The sequence below is a fragment of the Variovorax sp. 05L425 genome, assembly GCF_056397705.1.
Genome location: NZ_JBFTNY010000021.1, coordinates 15,853 through 36,395 on the forward strand (window position 1 = coordinate 15,853; position 20,543 = coordinate 36,395).

The window sequence follows — 20,543 nt, forward strand, 5'->3', positions numbered from 1 at the left end:
ATGTTGTTGCCCCCTTGTGCATGAACGTTGAATTGCGGCTCAAAGGCCGAGATAGGCGCGGCGCAGCTCGTCGCTGCCCAGCAGATCCTGCGGAAGACCCGAGAAGCGCACGCTGCCGTTTTCGAGCACATAGGCGCGGTCCGCGATCTCCAGCGACTGGCCGACGTTCTGCTCGACCAGCAGCACGGCGAGTCCGCCGTCGCGAAGCTGGCGGATCAGCGTGAACATCTCCTCGACCAGCAGCGGCGACAAGCCCAGCGAAGGCTCGTCGAGGATCAGCAGCACCGGCTCCGCCATCAGGCCGCGGCCGATGGCGAGCATCTGCTGCTCCCCGCCGCTCATGGTGCCGGCGTGCTGGCGGATGCGTTCCTTCAGGCGCGGGAAGATGCCGAACACCTTGTCGAGATTGGCGGCGCGGCGCTCGCGGGCGCGCGTGAAGGAGCCAAGCTCGAGGTTTTCGAGCACGCTCAGGTTCGGAAAGACCTTGCGGCCTTCGGGCACCTGGATGAGCCCGGCCTTGACGACTTCGCGGTAGTGCGCGCCGCTCAGGTCCTGACCGTCGAAGCGAACGGTGCCGCTCCAGGCGGGGCAGAGGCCGCAAACCATCTTGTTCAGCGTCGACTTCCCTGCGCCGTTGCTGCCGAGCAGCGCGACCATCTCGCCCGCATTGACCTGCAGGTCGACGCCACGCAGGACTTCGACGCGACCGTAGCCGCCGCGCAGCGCGCGGATATCGAGCAGCGACGTCATACCGCGACTCCTTGCGCAGCGGTATTTCCGGCCGCGGCCTTGCGCAGCCGTGCGGCGGTGCCGTGGCCGAGGTAGGCCTCGACCACCTTGTCGTTCGAAGTCACCTGCGCCGGGCTGCCCTCGGCGATCAGTTGCCCTTGCGCGAGCACCCAGACATGCGACGCGAGATTCATCACGGCCTGCATCACGTGCTCGATCATCAGCACGGTCACGCCGCCGTCGGCGACGCCGCGAACCACCGGCATCATCTCGGCGATCTCCTGCGGATTGAGCCCGGCGAGCACTTCGTCGAGCAGCAGCAGTCGCGGTTGTGTCGCGAGCGCGCGTGCCAGTTCGAGCCGCTTGCGAGCGGCGACGGTGAGATCGGAGGCCGGCTTGTCGAGTTGCGCGGCCAAACCCACGCGGCTCGCGACCTCTTCCGCGCGGCGCAGCGCCTCGCTTCTGCCGCGCACGTGCAGGTGCGCGCCGACCGCGATGTTTTCACGCACCGTCTGCGCCGCGAAGGGCTTGACGATCTGGAAGGTGCGCGTCATGCCCAGCATGGCATTGCGATGCGGATCGCGCCCCGTGATGTCCTGCCCCGCGAAACGCACGGTGCCGGCGTCCGGCTTCAGAAAGCCCGACATGAGCGCGAAGAGCGTGGTCTTGCCTGCGCCGTTCGGGCCGATCAACGCGCTGAGGCTGCCCTCGCGTACGGCGAGGCTGACGTTCTGCACCGCCTTCAATCCGCCGAAGGAGCGAGAGATGCCGCTCAGGGCCAGCAGAGGCTCAGTCATGGCGGCTCCCCTTCCCTGCCCAAAGCTGCCGCACCGACAGGCCGATGCCGGCGATGCCGCGCGGCAGGAAGATCACGATCAGCACCAGCACCGTCCCGTAGATCACCATGTTGATGCCCGGCAATTCGCCGAAGAGATTGCGCGTGAAGTCCGACAGCGCATGCAGCACCGCAGCGCCGAGCACCGGTCCCCACAGCGTGCCCATGCCGCCGACGATGGCCGCGACCAGCGCCTCGACCGAGGTGCCCGAACCGTAGGCGATGCCCGGATCGATGTACTGGAACACCTGCACGTAGAACGCGCCCGCCGCGCCCATGAAGGCGCCCGAGATGCCGATGGCCGCGAGCTTGATGCGGAACGGGTCGACACCGACCGCGCGTGCCGCATCCTCGTTGTCGCGCACGGCCTGCAGGTAGGCGCCGAAGCGGCCGTTGCGCAGCCACCAGGTCACCAGCAAGGCGGCCGTGACGAAAGCCAGCACGACCCACAGGTAGCCGCTGCGCGATGCGAACTGCAGGTTGGCCGCCGATTCGCGCAGCGGCACCATCAACCCGACGCCACCGCCGGTGAAAGGCACCGACAACGCCACGATGCGGAAGACTTCTGCAAAGGCCAGGGTCACGAGCGCGAAATACGAACCTTTGAGTCCATAGCGAAACGTGAGCGCACCCACGAAGAGCCCGACCAGCGCACTGCCCGCCACCGCCATCGGCAACGCGACCCAGGCGTTGATGCCGCCCTGCAGTTGCGCAATCGCCTGGATGTAGGCGCCAGTGCCGAAGAAGAGCGCATGCCCGAACGAGAACTGCCCGCCGAAGCCGCCGAGGATGTTCCACGCCTGCGCAATCAACGTCGCATAGAGGGCCATCATCACGAAGTTGAGCGCCACGCCTGACGAAGTCACGAGCGGCACGCACGCCACCACGACCGCGAAGAGCGCGATGCCGCCGAGATGACGCAAACCGACGCTGGATATGTTCGAACCGCTCATGCCTTGGCTCCGAACATGCCTTCGGGCCGGAACAGCACGACGCCGATGAAGATCGCGAAGATGCCGATCTGCCCCAGCGACTCACCGAGGACGAGCCCGCCGAGCGACTCGACCACGCCGACGAGGAAGCCACCGATCAGCGCGCCGACGAAACTGCCCATGCCGCCCAGCACCACGATGGTGAAGGCCACCAGCACGAAGCCGCCGCCCACCTGCGGGTTCACGTAGTACGCCGGCAGCAGGAAGCACGCCGCCGCGCCGAGGCAGGCCAGGCCGATGCCGAAGCTCACTGCATAGACGTGATCGACGTCGATGCCCATGAGCTTGGCGCCCTCCTTCTCCTTGGCGACGGCGCGGATGGCCCGTCCGAGGTCGGTGCGGCCCATGATCCAGAACAGCACCGCCGACACCACCAGCGCACCCGCGAAGGCCACCAGCTTGGGCACCGCGATCATCGCGGGGCCGATGGCGACCGTGCTCAGCGAATAGGCGGTGTCGATGTTGCGCGTGTCCGATTTGAAGAAGATCAGCGCAAGGTTCTCCATCACGATCGCGATGCCGAGGGTGGCCAGCAGGATGTTCTCGTCCTTGCCATGGCCCGCACGATTGATGACGATGCGCTGCAGGCCATAGCCGAGCGCGAACATGCCCGGCACCACGATCGGCAAGGCAAGGTAAGGGTCGATCCCCCAGCTTTCCTTGAGGAAGTACACCGCGTATAGCGCCAGCATCAGGCAGGCGCCGTGCGCGAAGTTGATGATGTGCAAGACGCCGTAGATCAGCGTGAGCCCCAGCGCGATCAAGGCGTAGACCGCGCCGGTCGTCAGGCCGTTGAGCACCGACGGGAAAAGAATGCTGAAGTCGAGCATCCTGCTGATCTGCGGTGCTCAGGCTGCCCGGAGTGGGAACAGCGGCTCCACCTCGCGGAACTCGCGCGGGATGATCACCTTGATGTCGTTCTTCACGACTTGCGTCATGAGCGGCTGCGCGCCCTCGTTCTGGCCGTTGACGAACTTGGTCGGGCCGTACGGCATGATGTGATTCGAGAAGGTGCTCTTCTCCAGCGCGTCGATGATCGCGGCCCGGTCGCTCGACTTGGCGCGCTCCAGCGCATCGGCCAGCAACGCCATCGCGGTGTAGGTCATGAAGACCTCGTAGCTGAAGAACTGGCCCTTGGCCTCCACACGCTTGCGCAGTTCCGCCGAGCGCTTGTCCTTGGGATTGAACCAGTGGTTGCAGTCGATGATGCCGTTGGCCGCTTCCGGAAACTCCTTGACGAACTTGTAGCTCGACGCGGCGCCGCCCAGCACCGAGAAGATCGCCTTGGGCTGCACCTTCTGCTGCTGCATCGTGCGCACCAGCAGCGCGTATTCGTTGTAGTAGTTGGCCGGGATCACGATGTCCGGGTTGATGGACTTCATCCGCAGCACGATGTTGTTGAAGTCGCGCGTCGGGTTCGCGTGCTTCACGACTTCCTTCACTTCGAAGCCATAGCCGGGCAGTTCGCGCGAGAGCAGTTGCGCCGTGCCGGTGCCGAAGAGCGATTCCTCGTGAATGATCATGACCGTCTTGGCCGGGCTGCCGGCGGCCTTGTTGAGCACGAGCAGGTTGGCCATCGCCACTTCGGTCGACTTCTTGTAGCCGGGGCCGAAGCGGAAGGTGTTCTTCAGCCCGCGCTCGACGATCTGGTCGGCCACGCCCACGTCGACCACGTGCGGCAGGTTGTACTTGGCCGCCGCCTGCGTGGTCGCCAGGCAGATCGCCGACGCGAAGGCGCCGACGATGGCCGAGACGCCGGCTTCGTTCATCTTCTCGACCTCGGCCGCGCCGGCCTGCGGCTGCGACTGCGCGTCGCCGAGCATCGCCTCCAGCTTCGCGCCGCCCAGGGACTTGATGCCGCCGGCCTGGTTGATGTCCTCGATCGCCATCTGCGCGCCCAGCCGGCATTGCTGGCCCGAATAGGCGAGCGCGCCGGTCACGGGGTGCAGCACGCCGACGCGCACGGGCTTGGGCTGCGCGCCCCCCACGAGCGGAAACGCGAGCGACGTGCCGATGGCGGCGGTCTGCGACAGGAAGCGGCGGCGATTTTCCATGGGGACTCCTCGTTGGTTAGATGAATTGCGCTGAAAGCTCTTTGCTGACCCACACCTTGGCGTCGATGCCGCCCACGCGGGACAACTGCATCTCGTAGGTGTAGCGATCGGGACGGTACAACCCGTGCAGCCATTGCACCGGCCGCTCGTTGGCGTCGTAGACCAGGCGCCGCACGGCCAGCAGCGCCGAGCCGACGGACACGTCGAGGTGCTGCGCCAGCGTGGCGTCGGCCAGCTTGGCGGTGATGGTCTGGTGCGCCCGCCCGACCCGCACGCCGGCCTCTTCGAGCAGCACGAGGATCGGCTTGCGCGCCAGCTCGCGGCGGCCGAACTGGCGCGCGACGTCGGCGGGCACGTAGGTGGTGATGTGCGAGAGCGGCCCTTCGCGCGTCGAGCGCACGCGCACCGCCTTCTGCACGGCGTCGCCCAGCTTCAATTGCAGGGCGGCGGCGACACTGGCCGAAGCGGTGACGGTCTGCACGTCGATCACCTTGACCGAGGTGCGCAGACCCATGCTGACGAGGTTTTCGAGCAGGCCGCCGAGGTTGGCCCGCTGCACGCTCTGCCCGCCCTCCGCGATCGGGGCCAACGGCGCACGGATGGGACGCGTGCCGCGGCCGGGCTCGCGCGAGATCAGGCCGTCGGCCGCCATCTTCTCGAGGGCGCGCCGCACGGTGACGCGGGCCACGCCGAATTCCTCCATCAGCGCGAACTCGCCCGGCAGCCCATCGGCGAAGCGGCCTTCAGCCAGCTGCTCGCACAACAGCAGATAGATCTGGTGGTACTTGGGCAGCGGCATCTGGGACATGGGTCCCGATGGTCACGGCGTTCCTTTGTTCCGTCAATAGGACATTTGCGGGCGAACTGTCCGCCCTGCGGCGGCGCAGCCTCGCGCCCCTTTTGGGGCAGAACGCTAGCGGATCGGGAACCGCCTGAGCATGCTGCGCCCCAGCGAGGTGATCTCGTTGACGATGGCCGGCGGCTGTTCGTAGCCGTCCAGGGTCCGGATCGGCTTGGGAATCGTCGCTTTCACGTGGCCGGCCAGGCTCAAGACGCGAACGGCGTCGACCTGGGCGCCGGTCGTGACGGCAATGGGCAGCTCCTGCGCTGCCAGGCGATGAAGAAGGGTCATGGGCACGGACGGGAGTATGCCTGCCCGCCGGACGCCTTCCAGTGGCTTTACAGCGGCTTCGGATCGCTGAAACGCGGCGCGCGGCGCTCCATGTTGGCGCGCACGGCTTCGCCCTGGTTGGCACTCCCGATCAGGGCCTTCTGCTCGACCGACTCCGCCAGCAGCAGTTCGGCGGCGCTGTGGTTCATGGCCGCGTTGAGCAGGCGCTTGCCGGCGCGGATCGCGTCGGGGCTCTTCTGCGCGATCTCGCGCGCCATTTCCAGCGCTTCGGCCAGCGGCTCCGCCGCCAACCGCGTGGCAAGACCGAGACCCACCGCCTCTTCGCCCGAGAAGATGCGGCCGGTGAAGGTGAGTTCGCGCAGGATGTCGTTGCGGGCCAGTTCGCGCATCAGCACCATGCCACCCATGTCGGGCACCAGGCCCCACTTGATCTCCATCACGGACATCCTGGTGCCCGGCGCGACCAGCCGGATGTCGGCACCCAGCGCCACCTGCAAGCCACCGCCGAAGGCAACGCCGTGCACCGCCGCAATGACCGGCACCGGCACTTCGCGCCAGACCATGGCGACGTACTGCGCCGCATTGGAAATGCCGTGCGTGCGCTCGACCAGGTCCTTGCCGACGGAAGATTCACCCACGATGCCGCCGCCTTGCTGCTGCATCCGCTCGAAGGACTGCATGTCGAGCCCGGCGCAGAAGGCCTTGCCGCGCCCGGCAAGCACCACGGCACGCACACTGGCGTCGTCGCGCAGGCGGCTGCCGGCGTCGATCAGCGCATCGAACATCGCGGGATCGAGTGCGTTCATCTTGTCGGCGCGGGCCATGTGCAGTTCGACCACGCCGTCGGCGTGGCGGATGGATTCGATGCGGTCGTTCATGCGGAGGTCTCCTGGTTTTGCCTGAAGTATGGGCGCTCGGCGATGATCGCGCTGTCGCTCAGTCAACACTTTCACCATGCCCTTCGACCGTCGCCAGTTCCTCCAGTCGGGCGCCGCGGCCGCGGTCGTTTCGCTGCTGCGCGAAGCATCCGCCACAGTGCCGGCAAGCGATGGTCGCCTCGGCTTCACCGCCGTCGAAGCCACGCTGCGCGATGCCGTCACGGTGCCGCCGGAGTACAAAGCCCAGGTGCTCTATCCGTGGGGTTCGCCGACCGGCATCGCGGGCTCCATGCCGGCGTTCGCGCCCGATGCATCGAACAGCGCGGCCGACCAGGCGGTCCAGGCCGGGATGCACCACGACGGGATGCACTTCTTCGCGCTCGAGGGCCACGCCGATCGCGGGCTGCTCGTGATGAATCACGAGTACACCGACGATCAATTGCTCCACACCGACGGCGTGCCGCCCTGGACGGCGGAGAAGGTCCGCAAGTCGCTGCACGCGATGGGCGTGTCGGTGATCGAGGTCGAACTCACCCCCGCGGGATGGCGCCAGGTGCTGCCGTCGCGTTACGCCCGGCGCGTGCATGGCGCCACCCCGATGCGCATTGCCGGCCCGGCGGCAGGCACCCCGCTGATGCGTACCGCCGGCAACCCCGAGGGCGACCGCGTATTCGGCACCCTTGCCAACTGCGCGATGGGCGTCACACCCTGGGGCACCTACCTGACCTGCGAGGAGAATTTCCAGGTCTATTTCGGCGCACCGAAGTCGTCCGCCGCCCGCGCCACCGAGGCACAGCGCCGCTACGGCACCGTCGGCGGATCTTCATGGACCGACTATTGGCGCTTCGACGAGCGCTTCGACCTCACGCGCCACCCCAACGAGGCGAACCGCTTCGGATGGGTGGTCGAGATCGATCCCTTCGACCCGGCCTCGACGCCCGTCAAGCGCACCGCCCTCGGTCGCAAGCGGCAGGAAAGCGCGACTTGCAGGTTGACGAAGGACGGCCGCGTCGCCGTCTACATGGGCGACGACACGGCCTTCGAATACGTCTACAAGTTCGTGAGCCGCGACAAGGTCCGCCCCGGCGGCGCCGCGGCCAACAGCCGCCTGCTCGACGAAGGCAGTCTGTACGTGGCGCGCTTCGACGCTGACGGCCGTGGCCGGTGGCTCGAACTCCGTCACGGCCACAACGGCGTCGACCGGGATAGCGGCTTCGCCGACCAGCCCGAGGTGCTGATCCATGCGCGCATGGCCGGCGACATCGTCGGCGCCACGAAGATGGATCGCCCGGAATGGATCGCCGTGCATCCGGCCACCGGCGAGGTGTACGTCACGCTCACCCATAACAGCCAGCGCGGTCAACCCGGCAAGCCGCCCGCCGACGCGGCCAATCCGCGCGCCGACAACATCTTCGGCGGCATCTTGCGCTGGCGCGAAGACGGCCGCGATGCCGGCAGCACCGCCTTCGCGTGGGATCACTTCGCGCTCGCGGGCGACCCCGCCATGCCCGCCGCAGGCGTGCGCTACCCGAGCAAGGAGGCCGACATCTTCGGCTGCCCCGACGGCCTGCATTTCGACGCCGGTGGCCTGCTGTGGATCCAGACCGACATGAGCGGCCCCGACATCGGCAAGGGCCCGATGACCGCGTTCGGCAACAACCAGATGCTGTGCGCCGACCCAGCAAGCGGGCGCATCAAGCGCTTCCTGGTCGGTCCCGGCGGCTGCGAGATCACGGGCTGCGTCGTGACGCCGGACCGCCGCAGCCTGTTCGTCAACATCCAGCATCCGGGCGAGGTACGCGTCGACGGTGTGCCGAACAGCGCATGGCCCGACGGCGCCTCGCCCGGCAGCGCCCGCCCGCGATCGGCCACCGTGGTCGTGCGGCGCCGCGACGGCGGTATCGTCGGAACCTGAATCCGAATCTCCCAGCCCATCGAGGAAGAGCAAGCAATGGCCATCCGTATCGTCCGACTCGGCAGCGACCGTGCACCCGGCGAGGGTCTCCGCATCGGCACCGTGCGACGCCCACCGCGCGGCGTGCCCAAGACCGAGTTCGCGTCCCAGAACTGGTACGACGTGTGGTACCCCAACCTCGCGCCTTCGGTCGAGACGATGAAGATGGCGCAAGCCGCTCAAGCTTCAGGCGTGGCTGCGCAGTGGGCCGCGTTCGGCCGCAAGTTCAAGAGTGAAATGTCTGAAGCCGATGCGAGCCGCAGCCTCGACCTGCTGGCGGCGCTGTCGCACCAGACCGCGCTGTCCGTCGGCTGCTACTGCGAGGACGAGGCGCGCTGCCACCGGTCGTTCCTGCGCGCCTTGCTCGCGGAGCGCGGCGCGGACATCGCCGACTGAGCCTGCCTGAACGCGCCCTTCAGCGCGTCGCCCTGGCGATGGCCTGCGCGGCCGTCCGCAGCTTGTCCAACTGCTGCAGCGCGTCCGGCAGCGACATGCGGACGGCCGGCGCCTGCAAGGCCACGGCGCATCGCACCGGGCCATGAGGCTCGTCGCGTACCGGCACCGCGACACACACCAGCCCCTCGATAAACTCCTCGGCGTCCACGGAATGGCCTTCGCGCCGGATCCGGTCAAGCTCGGCTTCCAATGCCTCGCGGGTGCACAAGGTGTGGGGTGTCTGGCGCGCGTACTGAAGCCCTTCGAGCAGCCGGTCGCGTTGCACGCGGGGCAGATGCGCCAGGAACAGCTTGCCGCTCGCCGAGCAATGCAGCGGCACGCGGGAGCCGGGCCGAAGATCCAGGCGCAAGGGAAACGCGGTCTCGACGCGGTCGAGGTAAACCACTTCCGCGCCGGACAGGGCCGTGAGATTGCAGGTTTCGCCGACATCGGCCACGAGTTGCCGCAACACGGCGTGGCGCACACCAGTCGCCGTGCTTCCGCGAAGCACCGTCTCCGCGAAACGCATCAGGCGCGGCGTGATGGCGTAACGTCGCCCGTCGCTGCCGCGCGCCAGCAGGCCACCGTGCTCCAGTTGCTGGAGCATCCGGTGCACGGAAGGCTTGGGTTGCCCGCTGATGCGCACGATGTCGCTGAGGCCCTGAGGCTCGCCCTCGCCGGCGACGAGTTCGAGCAACTGCAGCAGGCGCAGACCGGGCGTGGCGGCGGATTCGGCCTCTTCGCCGGTCAGGGGGTCGGGATAATCCATTGGAAATCTCGAAATTCGAGACGAATTCGGCAATTAATTCGAGATTTTGACCGAATTTCGTTAAGCTGCAACCCTTAAACGAACGGGTCCATGACTTTTTCCTTCGACAACATCGTGATCACCGGCGCGTGCGGCGGCCTGGGCAGCGCATTGGCGGCCCAGGCGCTCGCACGCGGAGCGAAGGTCGCGCTGGTCGGGTTGAACAAGGAAGCGCTCCATGCATTGGCAGCCCCGGCGCCGGACCGTTGCGCGGTCTACACGCCTGACGTGAGCAACGCGGTCGCGATGCAATCGATGGCGCGGGACTGGATGAACCGCTTCGGCGTGCCCGATGCGGTGATCGCCAATGCGGGCGTCGCCGGCGGGTTCGATACGGCGGAAGCTTCGGACCTGGCGGTGTTCAGGCGCATTCTCGAAATCAACCTGCTCGGCGTCGCCACGACCTTCCAGCCTTTCGTGGCGCCGATGCGCGCCCGCGCCTGCGGCACCCTGGTCGGCATCGCCAGCCTCGCCGGGCAGCGTGGCCTGCCCGGCAATGGTGCCTACTGCGCCAGCAAGGGCGGCCTCATTCGCTACCTGCAAAGCCTGCGCGCCGAATTGCGTCCGAGCGGCGTGCGCGTGTGCACCGTCAATCCCGGCTATTTGCGCACGGCCCTGACGGCCGGCAACCGCTTCGCGATGCCGGGCCTGATGGCGCCAGACGATGCTGCATCGGCCATCCTGCGCGCGATGTCGCGCGGCACCGAGCAGCTCGTGCTGCCGCGTCGTCTCGGTTGGCTCGCCAAGGCGCTCGGCCTCCTGCCTGACGCATGGCACGACGCCTTGCTCTTGCGGCAACCCCGCAAGCCGCGCGCCGGCGATCCGGGCTCGACACCCATTCCGGGACTGTCGACGTCCCAGGCATCCGACCCCGAGACTTCCGCGCGCTGAGCGCGTGTTCTTCACCACCCTGCCTTTTCTTGCGAGCCATCCTGTGTCTGCACCCGTGCCCACTCATCAGCAAATCGCCCTGATCGGCGCCGGCCCGTCGGGACTCGCCGGCGCGCGCAATCTGCAAAAGCTAGGCATCCCCTTCCAGGGCTTCGAGGCCTACGAGGACGTGGGCGGCCTTTGGAACATCGACAACCCGCGCAGCACGGTCTACCAGTCGGCACACCTCATTTCGTCGAAGCGCACCACCGAATTCGTCGAGTTCCCGATGGCAGACACCGTGGCCGACTATCCGAGCCATGCCGAACTTCGGCGCTATTTCAGCGACTTCGCCGATCACTTCGGACTGCGGCAGCATTTCCGCTTCAATACGAAAGTCATCCGCATCGAGCCCGTCGCCGAAAGCGCCTCGACGCTCTGGCGCGTGAGCGTCGACGCCGGCAACGGCCGCATCGAGACGGCCGACTACAAGGGCGTGATCATTGCCAACGGCACGCTGTCCGAGCCGAGCATGCCGCGCTTCGAGGGCCGCTTCAACGGCCAGCTGCTCCACACCTCGGCCTACAAGCATGCGAGCCTGTTCCAGGACAAGCGCGTGCTGGTGGTCGGCGCAGGCAACAGCGGCTGCGACATCGCAGTCGATGCCGTTCACTACGCGAAGAGCGTCGACATCTCGGTGCGTCGCGGCTACTACTTCGTGCCCAAGTACATCTTCGGCAAGCCGGCCGACACGCTCGGCGGCAAGCGCCCGCTGCCGGCCTGGATCAAGCAGCGGATGGACGCGAAGGTGCTGCAGTGGTTCACCGGCGATCCCGTGCGCTTCGGCTTTCCGAAGCCGGACTACCTCATGTATGAATCGCACCCGGTGGTCAACTCGCTGGTGCTGCATCACATCGGCCACGGCGACATCGGCGTGCGCGCCGACATTGCGAGGCTCGACGGCGACACGGTGCATTTCAAGGACGGCAGCGCGCGCGACTACGACCTCATCTTGTGCGCGACCGGCTACAAGCTGCACTACCCCTTCATCGACCGCGCCTGGCTGAACTGGCAGGGCATGGCGCCCCGTCTCTACCTGAACATCTTCGCGCCGGGCTTCGACAACCTGGCCGTGCTCGGGATGATCGAGGCAAGCGGCATCGGCTGGCAGGGCCGCTACGAGCAAGCCGAGCTGGTGGCGCGCTATTTCAAGGCGCAGTCCCAGGGCAGCCCGAAAGCGGAAGCGCTCAAGCAGGCCAAGGCCGGACCAAGCCCCGACCTCTCCGGCGGCTACAAGTACCTGAAGCTCGAACGCATGGCCTACTACGTCCACAAGGACAGCTACCGCCGCGCCGTGCGAGAAGCCTCCGCCTCACTGGCCTGATCCGAAGGAACCGCCGATGCTCCCCGTGGACGAGGTCCGCCTCAACTTCAACCCCGCGTCGCTGGTGCTGCTGAACGCGGTGCTCGGCTTCCTGATGTTCGGCATCGCGCTGGACACGCGCGTCGCGGACTTCAAGCGCGTGATGCGCATGCCTGTGGCCATGGCGAGCGGCATCGCGGCGCAGTTCATCGTGCTGCCGGCCGTCACGTTCGTGCTGACGCTGCTGCTCAAGCCCTCGCCCAGCATCGCGCTCGGCATGATCCTGGTCGCATGCTGCCCGCCGGGCAACGTGTCGAACATCCTCACGCACCGTGCCGGCGGCAACGTGGCGTTATCGGTTTCGATGACGGCGATCTCCAACCTGATCTCGATCGTGGTGATGCCGCTGAACTTCGCGTTCTGGGGCGGCATGCATCCGACGGCGGCGCCACTGCTGAAAACCATCGCGCTCGATCCGGCCGAGATGGTGGTGCACATCGTGTCGATCATCGGCGCGCCCTTCGTCATCGGGATCGCCTTCGGCCACTGGCTGCCGCGGCTCACCGATCGCATCAAGAAGCCGGTGCGCATCCTGAGTTTCGTGTGCCTGATCGGCTTCATCCTCGCGGCGGTCGCCGGCAACTGGCGCTACTTCCTCGACTACGTGGGGCTGGTGCTGCTCGCGGTGGTGCTGCACGATGCGCTGGCCTTCGGCACCGGCTATGCCTGTGCAACGGCTGCGGGCGTGTCGGAATACGACCGGCGCGCCGTGAGTTTCGAGGTCGGTATCCGCAACTCGGGCCTCGGTCTGGTCCTGATCTTCAGCTTCTTCGGTGGCCTCGGCGGCATGGCGGTTGTCGCCGGCGTCTGGGGTTTCTGGGATATCGTTGCGGGCCTTGCGCTCGCCGCCTGGTGGGCGCGTCGCCCCCTGTCTACTGCGGCCGCGCGTTCGGCCTGAATCACCCATGGAAGTCTCCCAGCCCATCGCGGCACGGCGCGTGCTCGTCACCGGCGCCGACGGTTTTCTCGGCCGCACGGTGGTCGCCGCGCTCGCCCGGCTGCCCGACATCCAGCACGTCGTCGCGCTGGATGTCCGCGAGGTGCCGGCATCGCGCCAGGTGCCCGGCGTGACCTATGCCGTGCAGGACGTGCGCACGCCCCAGATCGGCGCCACGCTCGGCGAACACGCGATCGACACGGTGATCCATCTCGCCTCCATCGTGACGCCGGGCCCCGACAGCACGCGCCAGTTCGAGTACTCGGTCGACGTGCTCGGCACGCGCAACGTGCTCGAAGCCTGCATCGCGAACGGCGTGGGCCACATCGTCGTGTCTTCCAGCGGCGCGGCCTACGGCTACCACGCGGACAACCCCGCGTGGATCTGCGAAGACACCGCGCTGCGCGGCAACCACGCCTTCGCCTACGCCCATCACAAGCGACTGGTCGAAGAAATGCTCGCCGCCTATCGCACCTCGCATCCGGCGCTGCGCCAGACGGTGCTTCGCATCGGCACGATCCTGGGCGCCAGCGTGCGCAACCAGATCACCGCGCTGTTCGAAAAACCGCGCATCCTGGCCATCCGCGGCAGCGACAGCCCCTTCGTCTTCATCTGGGACGAGGACGTGACGGGCTGCGTGATCCACGCGATCACCACCGGTCGTGCCGGCTGCTTCAACGTCGCCGGCGACGGCGCGATCACGCTACCGCAGATCGCGTCGATCCTGCGCAAGCCGATGCTGGTCCTGCCGGCGCCGCTGCTGCGACTCGCGCTCTCGATCGGCTCGCGGCTGGGCGTGACGCGCTACGGGCCGGAGCAGCTCGACTTCCTGCGCTACCGGCCGGTGCTGTGCAACGCCCGGTTGAAATCCGACTTCGGCTACGTGCCGCGCAAGACGAGCCTCGAAGCCTTCCTCGCCTTCAAGGCCGCGCGCGCTGCAGACGAAAAGGCGCAGCGCCGGGTCGCCGCGTGACGGCGGCCGCCGGCCTCAGCCGCGGCGACTTCGGACGCGCCCTGGGCGTGGTGCTGATCTGGGGCGTGAACTTCGTCGCGATGAAGATCGGGCTGCGCGACCTGAGCCCCATGCTGCTCGGTGCGCTGCGTTTCGCGGTGGCATCGTTGCCGCTCCTGATGTTCGTGCGCCGGCCGCCACTGCCTTGGCGCTACCTCGTGGCCTACGGGCTCGCACAAGGGCTCGGTCAGTTCGGGCTGCTCTTCCTCGGCTTGCAACTCGGCATGACGGCCGGCATGGCCTCGGTCGTGATGCAGACGCAAGCCTTCTTCACGCTGCTGCTGGCGGCGCCGCTGCTCGGCGAGAAGGCGCGCCCCAGCCAATGGCTCGGCCTGGCCGTCGCGCTCGCGGGGCTGCTGCTGATCGCCGCCGCACACGGCGACGGACCGGGGCAGATGACCTTGATCGGCTTCGTGCTCACGCTGTCGGCTGCCTTGATGTGGGCCACCTCCAATATCGTGGTGCGCTTTGCGGTGCGCTCCGCGCCGGGCTACGACCCCTTCGGCTTCATCGTGTGGAGCAGCCTCGTGCCGATCGTGCCCTTCTTTGCGCTTGCGGCAGCGATGACCAGTCCCTCGACCGTGCTGCGCCAGCTCGCCGGACTCGACCTGCCTGCCGTGATTGCAGTGCTGTTCCTCGCCTGGTTCGCGACCCTGCTGGCCTACACGATGTGGACGCGCCTCTTGCAGCGCCACCCGGCGGGCCGCGTGGTGCCGTTCTCCCTGCTCGTGCCAGTCGTCGGGCTGGCTGCCGCAGCGGTGAGCTTCGGCGAACATCCGAGCCCGGCGCAGTGGGTCGGTACGACGGCGGTACTGTTCGGGCTGGTGATCAACCAGGGGATTGCAAAGCAGGCCCTGGTCATGACTCGACGTGCGCTCTCCTGAGACTGCCTTGCTGCATCCACCCGCGACCGACCGCTTTAACGCGATCTGACAGGCAAGTATTCGCCTTGGCTCCCGTAGCGGCGTACCTTGGGGTCCACGTTCGCACACAGGCGACCACCGCAGACGACGACATCAGCGGCGTTGTAAGCCTTCAACAAATCGGCGCTCACCTGGTTCTCTCGAATCACACCGGCGTAGTGCATCGAGAGCCAGAGACCACCCGCGAACAGCAGGACTAGGCAAGCCACCGTGGCAGCGACAACCTTCCAGATCAGCAAACGGTGCAATTGCTCCATGCGCTGGAGCTGACGGGCCAAGGCATGCGCCCCCTCCCTGATCTCGCCGCCGGCAGTGTCCAGTTGTTGCTGATAGACCTGAACCGGCCGCTGCAGGCCGTCCTGCACCTTGTCCATCACCCGGCCGGGCAACATCTGCAATGAACGGTCGGCCGCCTGCCCGACAACGACCGGCAGCTGCTGCATTGCACCCTGCATCCCTTCGGCCAGCGAATGCAGGCGTTGATCGATCGCCACGCAGTTGCGCTCGAACTGCTCCATCAACGCCGCGACCTTGGCGAAGCGCTGCGCCAATTCGTCTTGTTGCATCAACTTCCCTTACCTCTTTCTGCTCTGTTGTGTGTTCTGAGTTGCACCGTCGTCAGTGCGTCATGCGCATGACGGGATGGTTTTGCTGTTGCGCCTGCGCGGCTGTCTGTTGCGCCACCTGTGCCTGAAGAGCGGCCTGCTGCTCCTGCTGATCCACCGTCGACTTGGCCTGCGCCGTCATTTCCTGCGCGGCCGGCATCGCCGCCAGTGCCTGCGTATGCGTGCGAAAGGTGGCCCAGTCACCGGCCTTGCCGGCTTCAAGCATGCGATCGACCCGTGTCCAAACATCGTCGCCAGGGTTGGCTTGCGGCTGCCCGATGCCGTACTTTTGCAGGTGCTCGGGCGCGCCGCCGGGCGGATAGATCAGGCGGCAGGTCCTTGCGCTGGGAGAATCGTTCGAGGGGTACCCACGGCCGGCCAATTGATTCCAGACCTCGCGTTCACGAAAGGACCAGGAGCCGGGTGCGGGCAGCGCTTTTCCGATGAGGGCGCCGGCAAAGACATCGAGGACGTTTTCGCAGGCTTTGGCTTGCTGCTCCGGCGTGAAGGGCGCGTGGGCGAGCTCGGGGAGGGTTCGCTTGACCGAATCCCAGGCGCTTCCCAGTTGGCCCGTGACGGTGGATGGGTCCCAACGGACCGAACCATCAACGCTGTAGATCTTGTTGTCGGCGTAGACGGGCGCGGCAAATATGGGCGCCAGTTGAGCTTCGCTCTTGAAATTCTGGAACTCGATGGAGACTTGTTCCAGATTGCGCTGTTCGATCTGCAGTGCGTGGCGCTCCAACGCGCTCATTAGATCGCCGCCAGACTTGAGCCGACCGGCGATGTCTTGCGACAGCTTGTAAGCCGTCGAGCCGGTTTCGAGGAAGTCGTTGTAAGCCTTTGCAGCGGCGAGTTCGGCGCGGCCAGCTTGGGCATGGGCGGCGGCGGCTTCTGAAGATGGTTCTTTCGCCGCAACCCACTTCGTGCTGGCCCTGGCGATCTGGGCCGCCTCGTAACTCTGATCCAGTTGAACCGCCCGCGCGGCCCACTCACTGCGCTGTTGTTCCCGGCGCGATTGCGGTAGTTGCGAAGTGCTCATTTTTTACTCTCCCGTTCCGAGGTTTACGCAATCTTGCAAGCTGTAGTGCTTGCCTTGAAGTTCGTCGTGCAGAGCGGCCAGTTCGGGCCGATCAGTGCGCACGGCTTCTCGCCGAAGGCTTTTCAGCCAGTAGCTGGATACATCGGTGATGCTGGACTGCCCTTCGATCTGCGTCCAGCAATACAACCGCCGCACGTTTGCGAGATCCTTGTACGCAGCGAAGGAAATGGCAGGACTTGGTTTTCCGTCGTACAGGCGCCGCACATCTTGCGGATCGGCAAACCCAAGGCCCATGAAATACAGAATCAACGCGCTCGCATCATTCGCATAGCCGGCGCGGCGCGCAGCGAAATCCAAGCTCAGGCCTCGGTGAATGTCTTGGGGATAGCCATCAACGCCCAACAGAAGACGCCCTCCCAACTGCATCAGACATTCGGGATGACCAAACTCCGCGCCACGCTCGAGCCATTTCTTATAGAGGGGGGCGTAGCCATCGATCCTCAGCGTGGACGCGGCCCTGACAACGAGCCCAGTCATCAAGCACATGGCCCCGGTATCCCCATGCTCGGCCAACGCCTCCAGCCGCTTCATGGGCCCCGACAACGCGTAGACCTGCAAATTCGACGGCCTGAGCACGCTGAGCGTGATGTGCGCCAATTCCAAACCGTCATCGGCCATCTGCTGCCAACGCTGTTCGCGTCGGATGAAGTCGTCTCTGTTGGGATATCGACGGCTGCCCATATTCCATCGAAGCAGTTCGCCGAAAAGCTCCTGCTCATAGGCCGCCCGTTTCTCGGGCGTGAGTTGAGCAGCCTTGGCCGCATCAAAGGCCGGCAAATCAAATCGCGGAAAGTACTGGCGATTGAGCTGAAAGGCGATGTAGCCGCCCAAGGCCAGCGTAGGCAGCACAACCGCCAGCGAGACCGCCAGCAAGAGCCAAGACCACCAACGCATGCGCCACCGGGGTCGGGCGGCGGTCATCGTCGGTATGCGGGTCGGACGATGGGCTCAACGGGCTGTCGTTGATCGCTCGAATCGCGCCCTGCAACGGCGGTGGCCGCGCGGAGATATTTCAATGCATTGGCTCTTGTGGCCATGTACTTGCTCCCTGAGGTTCTGATCGCACCTGTCCTCGCGCGACGGCCCGGCCGTTCATGCACGGGCCTACACGCACTCGGCTTGAGGTCGCTCTTTCCGTCAGCGCGGAAATTCGCGAGCGGCCTCGCGCGCATTCTGCCTGATGCCGCTCTCGCTACCGCTGTGCCTTGTCCTTCTGGTTCTGCGCCTCGATGCGTTCGCGTGCCGCTTGCCAGTCGGCGTCGCTCCATTGGCGCAACTCATAGAAGTTGCCGCCGGTTGCCAGCGCGCCGCCGCCGTCCATCATGATGCTCTGGCCGGTCAGCCAATCGCACTGGCCACGCGCCATCAGGAAGGCAGCAAGATTCTGCAGTTCGCTCATGCGGCCTGTGCGCGCCATCGGGTTGAGCGCCTTGCTGCGCGCGCCGGGCTCTTCACCGGGGTTCAGGCGCTTGCTCATGCCTTCGGTCGGGATCTCACCCGGTCCCACGGCGTTGAGTCGGATGCCGTAGCGCGCCCACTCGACCGCCAGCGACTTGGTCATCACCTCGATGCCCGCCTTGCTCATGGCAGACGGCACGACATACGGGCTGCCGTTGTCGACCCAAGTCACGATGATGCTCATCACGCTGCGATAGGGGTCGCCGGCCTTCCACTTGCCCTCCTTCGCCTCAGCCACCCAGCGCTTGCCGACGGCCTGCGTCACATAGAAGCTGCCGTGGAAGACGATGTTGGCGACCGCATCGAATGCGCGCGGCGACAGGGCCTCGGTCGGCGAGACGAAGTTGCCCGCCGCATTGTTGATGAGTCCCGTCAGCCCGCCGGACTGCCACAGGCTCTCGACCATCTCATCGACCGCCTGCGCATTGCGGATGTCGACGCCGAAGGCGTCGACGCGCCGCTCGGGAAACTGCGTGCGCCATTCGGCCGCGGTTTCCTCGCACACCACCTGGCGCCGGCCGCAGATCGCGACATCGGCACCCAGGCCCAGGAAGCGCTCGGCCATCGCGCGGCCGAGGCCGGTGCCGCCGCCGGTCACCAGAATGCGCTGACCGGCCATGAGATCGGACTGATACATGCGTGTCTCCTTGTCGAATGGTTGGATCTGTGGAACGCGCATCGTAGATCGGACGCCGCAAGCCGGTAAGCTCCCACGCGACATTGCCCGAGGATCCACCCATGTCCGTTGCTTCATTTCCAGAGACCTTTGCGCCGCTGGCCGGCGTTCGCGTGCTGAGCCTTGCGCTCAACCTCCCCGGACCTGCCGCGCTGATGCGCTGCCGCGCCATGGGCGCCACCTGCACCAAGCTCGAACCACCGTCGGGCGATCCGATGGGTCACTACAACCCCACCGCCTACGCGGCACTGCATGAGGGCGTGACCATCGAAGTCGCCGACCTCAAGACCGAAGCCGGGCAGCGGCAACTGCACGGCACACTCGAAAACACCGATGTGCTGCTCACGTCGTTCAGGCCCTCGGCGCTCGCCAAGCTCGGATTGGCGTGGAACGCCTTGCATGCACGGCACCCGCGACTGTCGCAGGTCGCGATCGTCGGCGCGCCCGGCGAGCGCGCCGAAGAACCCGGACACGACCTCACCTATCTCGCCGAAAGCGGCCTCGTCACCGGCACGGAGTTGCCGCCGACGCTGTATGCCGATATGGGCGGCGCGCTCCTGGGGAGCGAGGCGGTGCTGAAAGCTGCGTTGCGCACCGGCGCCTCACACACCCCGGGGATTTACCTGGAAGTCGCGCTCAATGCCGCCGCCGACTGGCTGGCGCTGCCCCATGCCTGGGGGCTGACGAAGCCTACGGGCGCGGTCGGCGGCGCCCATGCGGGCTACCGCGTCTACCGCTGCACAGACGGGCGCGTGGCTGTCGCCGCCCTGGAGCCGCACTTCGCCGCGCGTCTCAGCGAAGCCGCTGGGTTGCCGCCATCGTCGAACATGGCTGCCCCTGAAACGCACGAAGCCATCACGCGCTGGATCGGCACCCGCACCCGCGCCGAACTTGAAGCCATGGCGCGCGAGCGCGATGTGCCGCTGCTCACACTGGCCGGTTGACAGGATTGATACAGAAATTGCCCGCCTTGGCACTCTGGACGGGCCTTCCCGGGTAACTGACCAGTGTAGACTGCCGGGTTTTCCCAATTGGCAGCATGGTGCAAGTGCAAGCGTCTCGGCGCACAGGATTCACCGGCTCGGCGCTCACTCGCTTGCTCGCTCGACTGACCGACATCAACGTTCCCGAATCCAGACAGGCTTTCGCGGATCGATTGAGTCATTGGGTCAGTTGGACTGACGCCATTTCGCTGTCCGCAGCGCTGAATGGCAGCCCGGCGACCGCGTCCGCCGGTGTATCGACATTCTCGAGCGCCGAAGAAGGCGAATGCGCCCGCGTTCGCGCCTCCCTGGTGAACGCCATCACCGAAGGCAGCGCACTCGCGGCCGACTTTGCACCATACCGGCAGCGCTATCTCGCGCGGCAACAGGCCATGGAAGCGGCCATCGGGCCCTTGCGCGGTCGTCTGCGGGCGAAGGTCGCGGCCCGGTCGCCCGCCCTCGCCCAGCTTGCCGCTGTGGATGCCGTCATGGAACACGCGCTGGACGCGCACGAGCACCGCTTGCTCGCAACCGTGCCGGGATTGCTCGAAAAGCATTTCAAGCGCTTGCGGCAGGCTGCTCAGCAACAGGCGGAATCCGACGACGAAGCCCCGCCCGACGCGTGGCAGGACGTATTCCGCAAGAACATGCAAGCCGTGCTGCTCGCCGAATTGGATATTCGATTTCAACCGATCGAAGGGCTGCTCGAAACCCTTCGATCGAGCTAACCAAGCCGA

At 66.5% G+C, this 20,543-nt stretch carries 22 protein-coding genes; 9 read left to right on the top strand and 13 right to left on the bottom strand.

Going from position 1 to position 20,543, the window contains the following annotated elements:
- Positions 1-39 precede the first annotated feature (39 nt).
- The 8 genes from AC1DN9_RS22130 to AC1DN9_RS22165 all read right to left on the bottom strand — a co-directional run bounded on the left by AC1DN9_RS22130 (position 40) and on the right by AC1DN9_RS22165 (position 6,620).
- A complete protein-coding gene (locus AC1DN9_RS22130) occupies positions 40-750 on the bottom strand; it encodes an ABC transporter ATP-binding protein (protein ID WP_478103723.1) in 711 nt (236 codons plus the stop codon).
- A complete protein-coding gene (locus tag AC1DN9_RS22135; RefSeq protein WP_478103724.1) occupies positions 747-1,526 on the bottom strand; it encodes an ABC transporter ATP-binding protein in 780 nt (259 codons plus the stop codon). The genes AC1DN9_RS22130 and AC1DN9_RS22135 overlap by 4 nt, the downstream gene beginning before the upstream one ends.
- The gene (locus tag AC1DN9_RS22140) at positions 1,519-2,517 is read right to left on the bottom strand and encodes a branched-chain amino acid ABC transporter permease (RefSeq protein WP_478103726.1); all 999 of its coding nucleotides are present in this window, start codon (positions 2,515-2,517) and stop codon (positions 1,519-1,521) included. The genes AC1DN9_RS22135 and AC1DN9_RS22140 overlap by 8 nt, the downstream gene beginning before the upstream one ends.
- Positions 2,514-3,386, bottom strand: a complete 873-nt coding sequence (locus tag AC1DN9_RS22145; RefSeq protein ID WP_478103727.1) for a branched-chain amino acid ABC transporter permease — start codon at positions 3,384-3,386, stop codon at positions 2,514-2,516. Before AC1DN9_RS22145 ends, AC1DN9_RS22140 begins: the two co-directional genes overlap by 4 nt.
- 18 nt (positions 3,387-3,404) lie before the next feature.
- Positions 3,405-4,610, bottom strand: a complete 1,206-nt coding sequence (locus AC1DN9_RS22150; protein WP_478103728.1) for an ABC transporter substrate-binding protein — start codon at positions 4,608-4,610, stop codon at positions 3,405-3,407.
- Between the two features lie 16 nt (positions 4,611-4,626).
- Entirely contained in the window at positions 4,627-5,418 is a 792-nt protein-coding gene (locus AC1DN9_RS22155) for a GntR family transcriptional regulator (protein WP_478103729.1), read from the bottom strand.
- Between the two features lie 105 nt (positions 5,419-5,523).
- Positions 5,524-5,742, bottom strand: coding sequence for a hypothetical protein (locus AC1DN9_RS22160; RefSeq protein WP_478103731.1), 219 nt, complete (start codon positions 5,740-5,742; stop codon positions 5,524-5,526).
- A gap of 47 nt (positions 5,743-5,789) precedes the next feature.
- Positions 5,790-6,620: a crotonase/enoyl-CoA hydratase family protein gene (locus AC1DN9_RS22165; protein WP_478103732.1), complete on the bottom strand. Its 831-nt coding sequence runs from the start codon at positions 6,618-6,620 to the stop codon at positions 5,790-5,792.
- Between the two features lie 76 nt (positions 6,621-6,696).
- Between AC1DN9_RS22165 and AC1DN9_RS22170 the strand changes: the two genes are divergently transcribed.
- A complete protein-coding gene (locus AC1DN9_RS22170) occupies positions 6,697-8,535 on the top strand; it encodes a PhoX family protein (protein ID WP_478103733.1) in 1,839 nt (612 codons plus the stop codon).
- 36 nt (positions 8,536-8,571) lie between these two features.
- On the top strand, positions 8,572-8,970 hold the full coding sequence (locus tag AC1DN9_RS22175) for a DUF488 domain-containing protein (protein ID WP_478103734.1): 399 nt from the start codon (positions 8,572-8,574) through the stop codon (positions 8,968-8,970).
- Between the two features lie 19 nt (positions 8,971-8,989).
- On the opposite strand, the gene AC1DN9_RS22180 is transcribed toward AC1DN9_RS22175, so the two are convergent.
- The gene (locus AC1DN9_RS22180) at positions 8,990-9,778 is read right to left on the bottom strand and encodes an IclR family transcriptional regulator (protein WP_478103736.1); all 789 of its coding nucleotides are present in this window, start codon (positions 9,776-9,778) and stop codon (positions 8,990-8,992) included.
- Positions 9,779-9,868: 90 nt separating this feature from the next.
- Between AC1DN9_RS22180 and AC1DN9_RS22185 the strand changes: the two genes are divergently transcribed.
- From AC1DN9_RS22185 to AC1DN9_RS22205, 5 genes are read left to right on the top strand one after another with little or no spacing between them, the layout of a single operon-like run.
- Complete coding sequence (locus tag AC1DN9_RS22185; RefSeq protein WP_478103737.1) at positions 9,869-10,708, top strand: SDR family oxidoreductase; 840 nt, start codon at positions 9,869-9,871, stop codon at positions 10,706-10,708.
- 55 nt (positions 10,709-10,763) lie between these two features.
- A complete protein-coding gene (locus tag AC1DN9_RS22190; RefSeq protein WP_478103738.1) occupies positions 10,764-12,071 on the top strand; it encodes a flavin-containing monooxygenase in 1,308 nt (435 codons plus the stop codon).
- Between the two features lie 16 nt (positions 12,072-12,087).
- Entirely contained in the window at positions 12,088-13,008 is a 921-nt protein-coding gene (locus AC1DN9_RS22195; RefSeq protein ID WP_478103739.1) for a bile acid:sodium symporter family protein, read from the top strand.
- A 7-nt stretch (positions 13,009-13,015) separates the two neighbouring features.
- The gene (locus AC1DN9_RS22200; protein ID WP_478103741.1) at positions 13,016-14,020 is read left to right on the top strand and encodes an SDR family oxidoreductase; all 1,005 of its coding nucleotides are present in this window, start codon (positions 13,016-13,018) and stop codon (positions 14,018-14,020) included.
- Positions 14,017-14,943, top strand: coding sequence for an EamA family transporter (locus tag AC1DN9_RS22205; protein WP_478103742.1), 927 nt, complete (start codon positions 14,017-14,019; stop codon positions 14,941-14,943). Before AC1DN9_RS22200 ends, AC1DN9_RS22205 begins: the two co-directional genes overlap by 4 nt.
- A 35-nt stretch (positions 14,944-14,978) precedes the next feature.
- On the opposite strand, the gene AC1DN9_RS22210 is transcribed toward AC1DN9_RS22205, so the two are convergent.
- The 4 genes from AC1DN9_RS22210 to AC1DN9_RS22225 form a co-directional block, all read right to left on the bottom strand.
- Complete coding sequence (locus AC1DN9_RS22210; RefSeq protein WP_478103743.1) at positions 14,979-15,548, bottom strand: hypothetical protein; 570 nt, start codon at positions 15,546-15,548, stop codon at positions 14,979-14,981.
- 52 nt (positions 15,549-15,600) lie between these two features.
- On the bottom strand, positions 15,601-16,629 hold the full coding sequence (locus AC1DN9_RS22215; protein WP_478103744.1) for a hypothetical protein: 1,029 nt from the start codon (positions 16,627-16,629) through the stop codon (positions 15,601-15,603).
- 3 nt (positions 16,630-16,632) lie between these two features.
- Positions 16,633-17,610, bottom strand: coding sequence for a hypothetical protein (locus AC1DN9_RS22220; RefSeq protein WP_478103746.1), 978 nt, complete (start codon positions 17,608-17,610; stop codon positions 16,633-16,635).
- 271 nt (positions 17,611-17,881) lie between these two features.
- Complete coding sequence (locus AC1DN9_RS22225; protein ID WP_478103747.1) at positions 17,882-18,784, bottom strand: SDR family oxidoreductase; 903 nt, start codon at positions 18,782-18,784, stop codon at positions 17,882-17,884.
- Between the two features lie 101 nt (positions 18,785-18,885).
- On the opposite strand from AC1DN9_RS22225, the gene AC1DN9_RS22230 reads away from it, so the two are divergent.
- Both AC1DN9_RS22230 and AC1DN9_RS22235 read left to right on the top strand, forming a co-directional pair.
- Entirely contained in the window at positions 18,886-19,767 is an 882-nt protein-coding gene (locus AC1DN9_RS22230; protein WP_478103748.1) for a CoA transferase, read from the top strand.
- 95 nt (positions 19,768-19,862) lie between these two features.
- Entirely contained in the window at positions 19,863-20,534 is a 672-nt protein-coding gene (locus AC1DN9_RS22235; RefSeq protein WP_478103750.1) for a DUF3348 domain-containing protein, read from the top strand.
- Positions 20,535-20,543 lie beyond the last annotated feature (9 nt).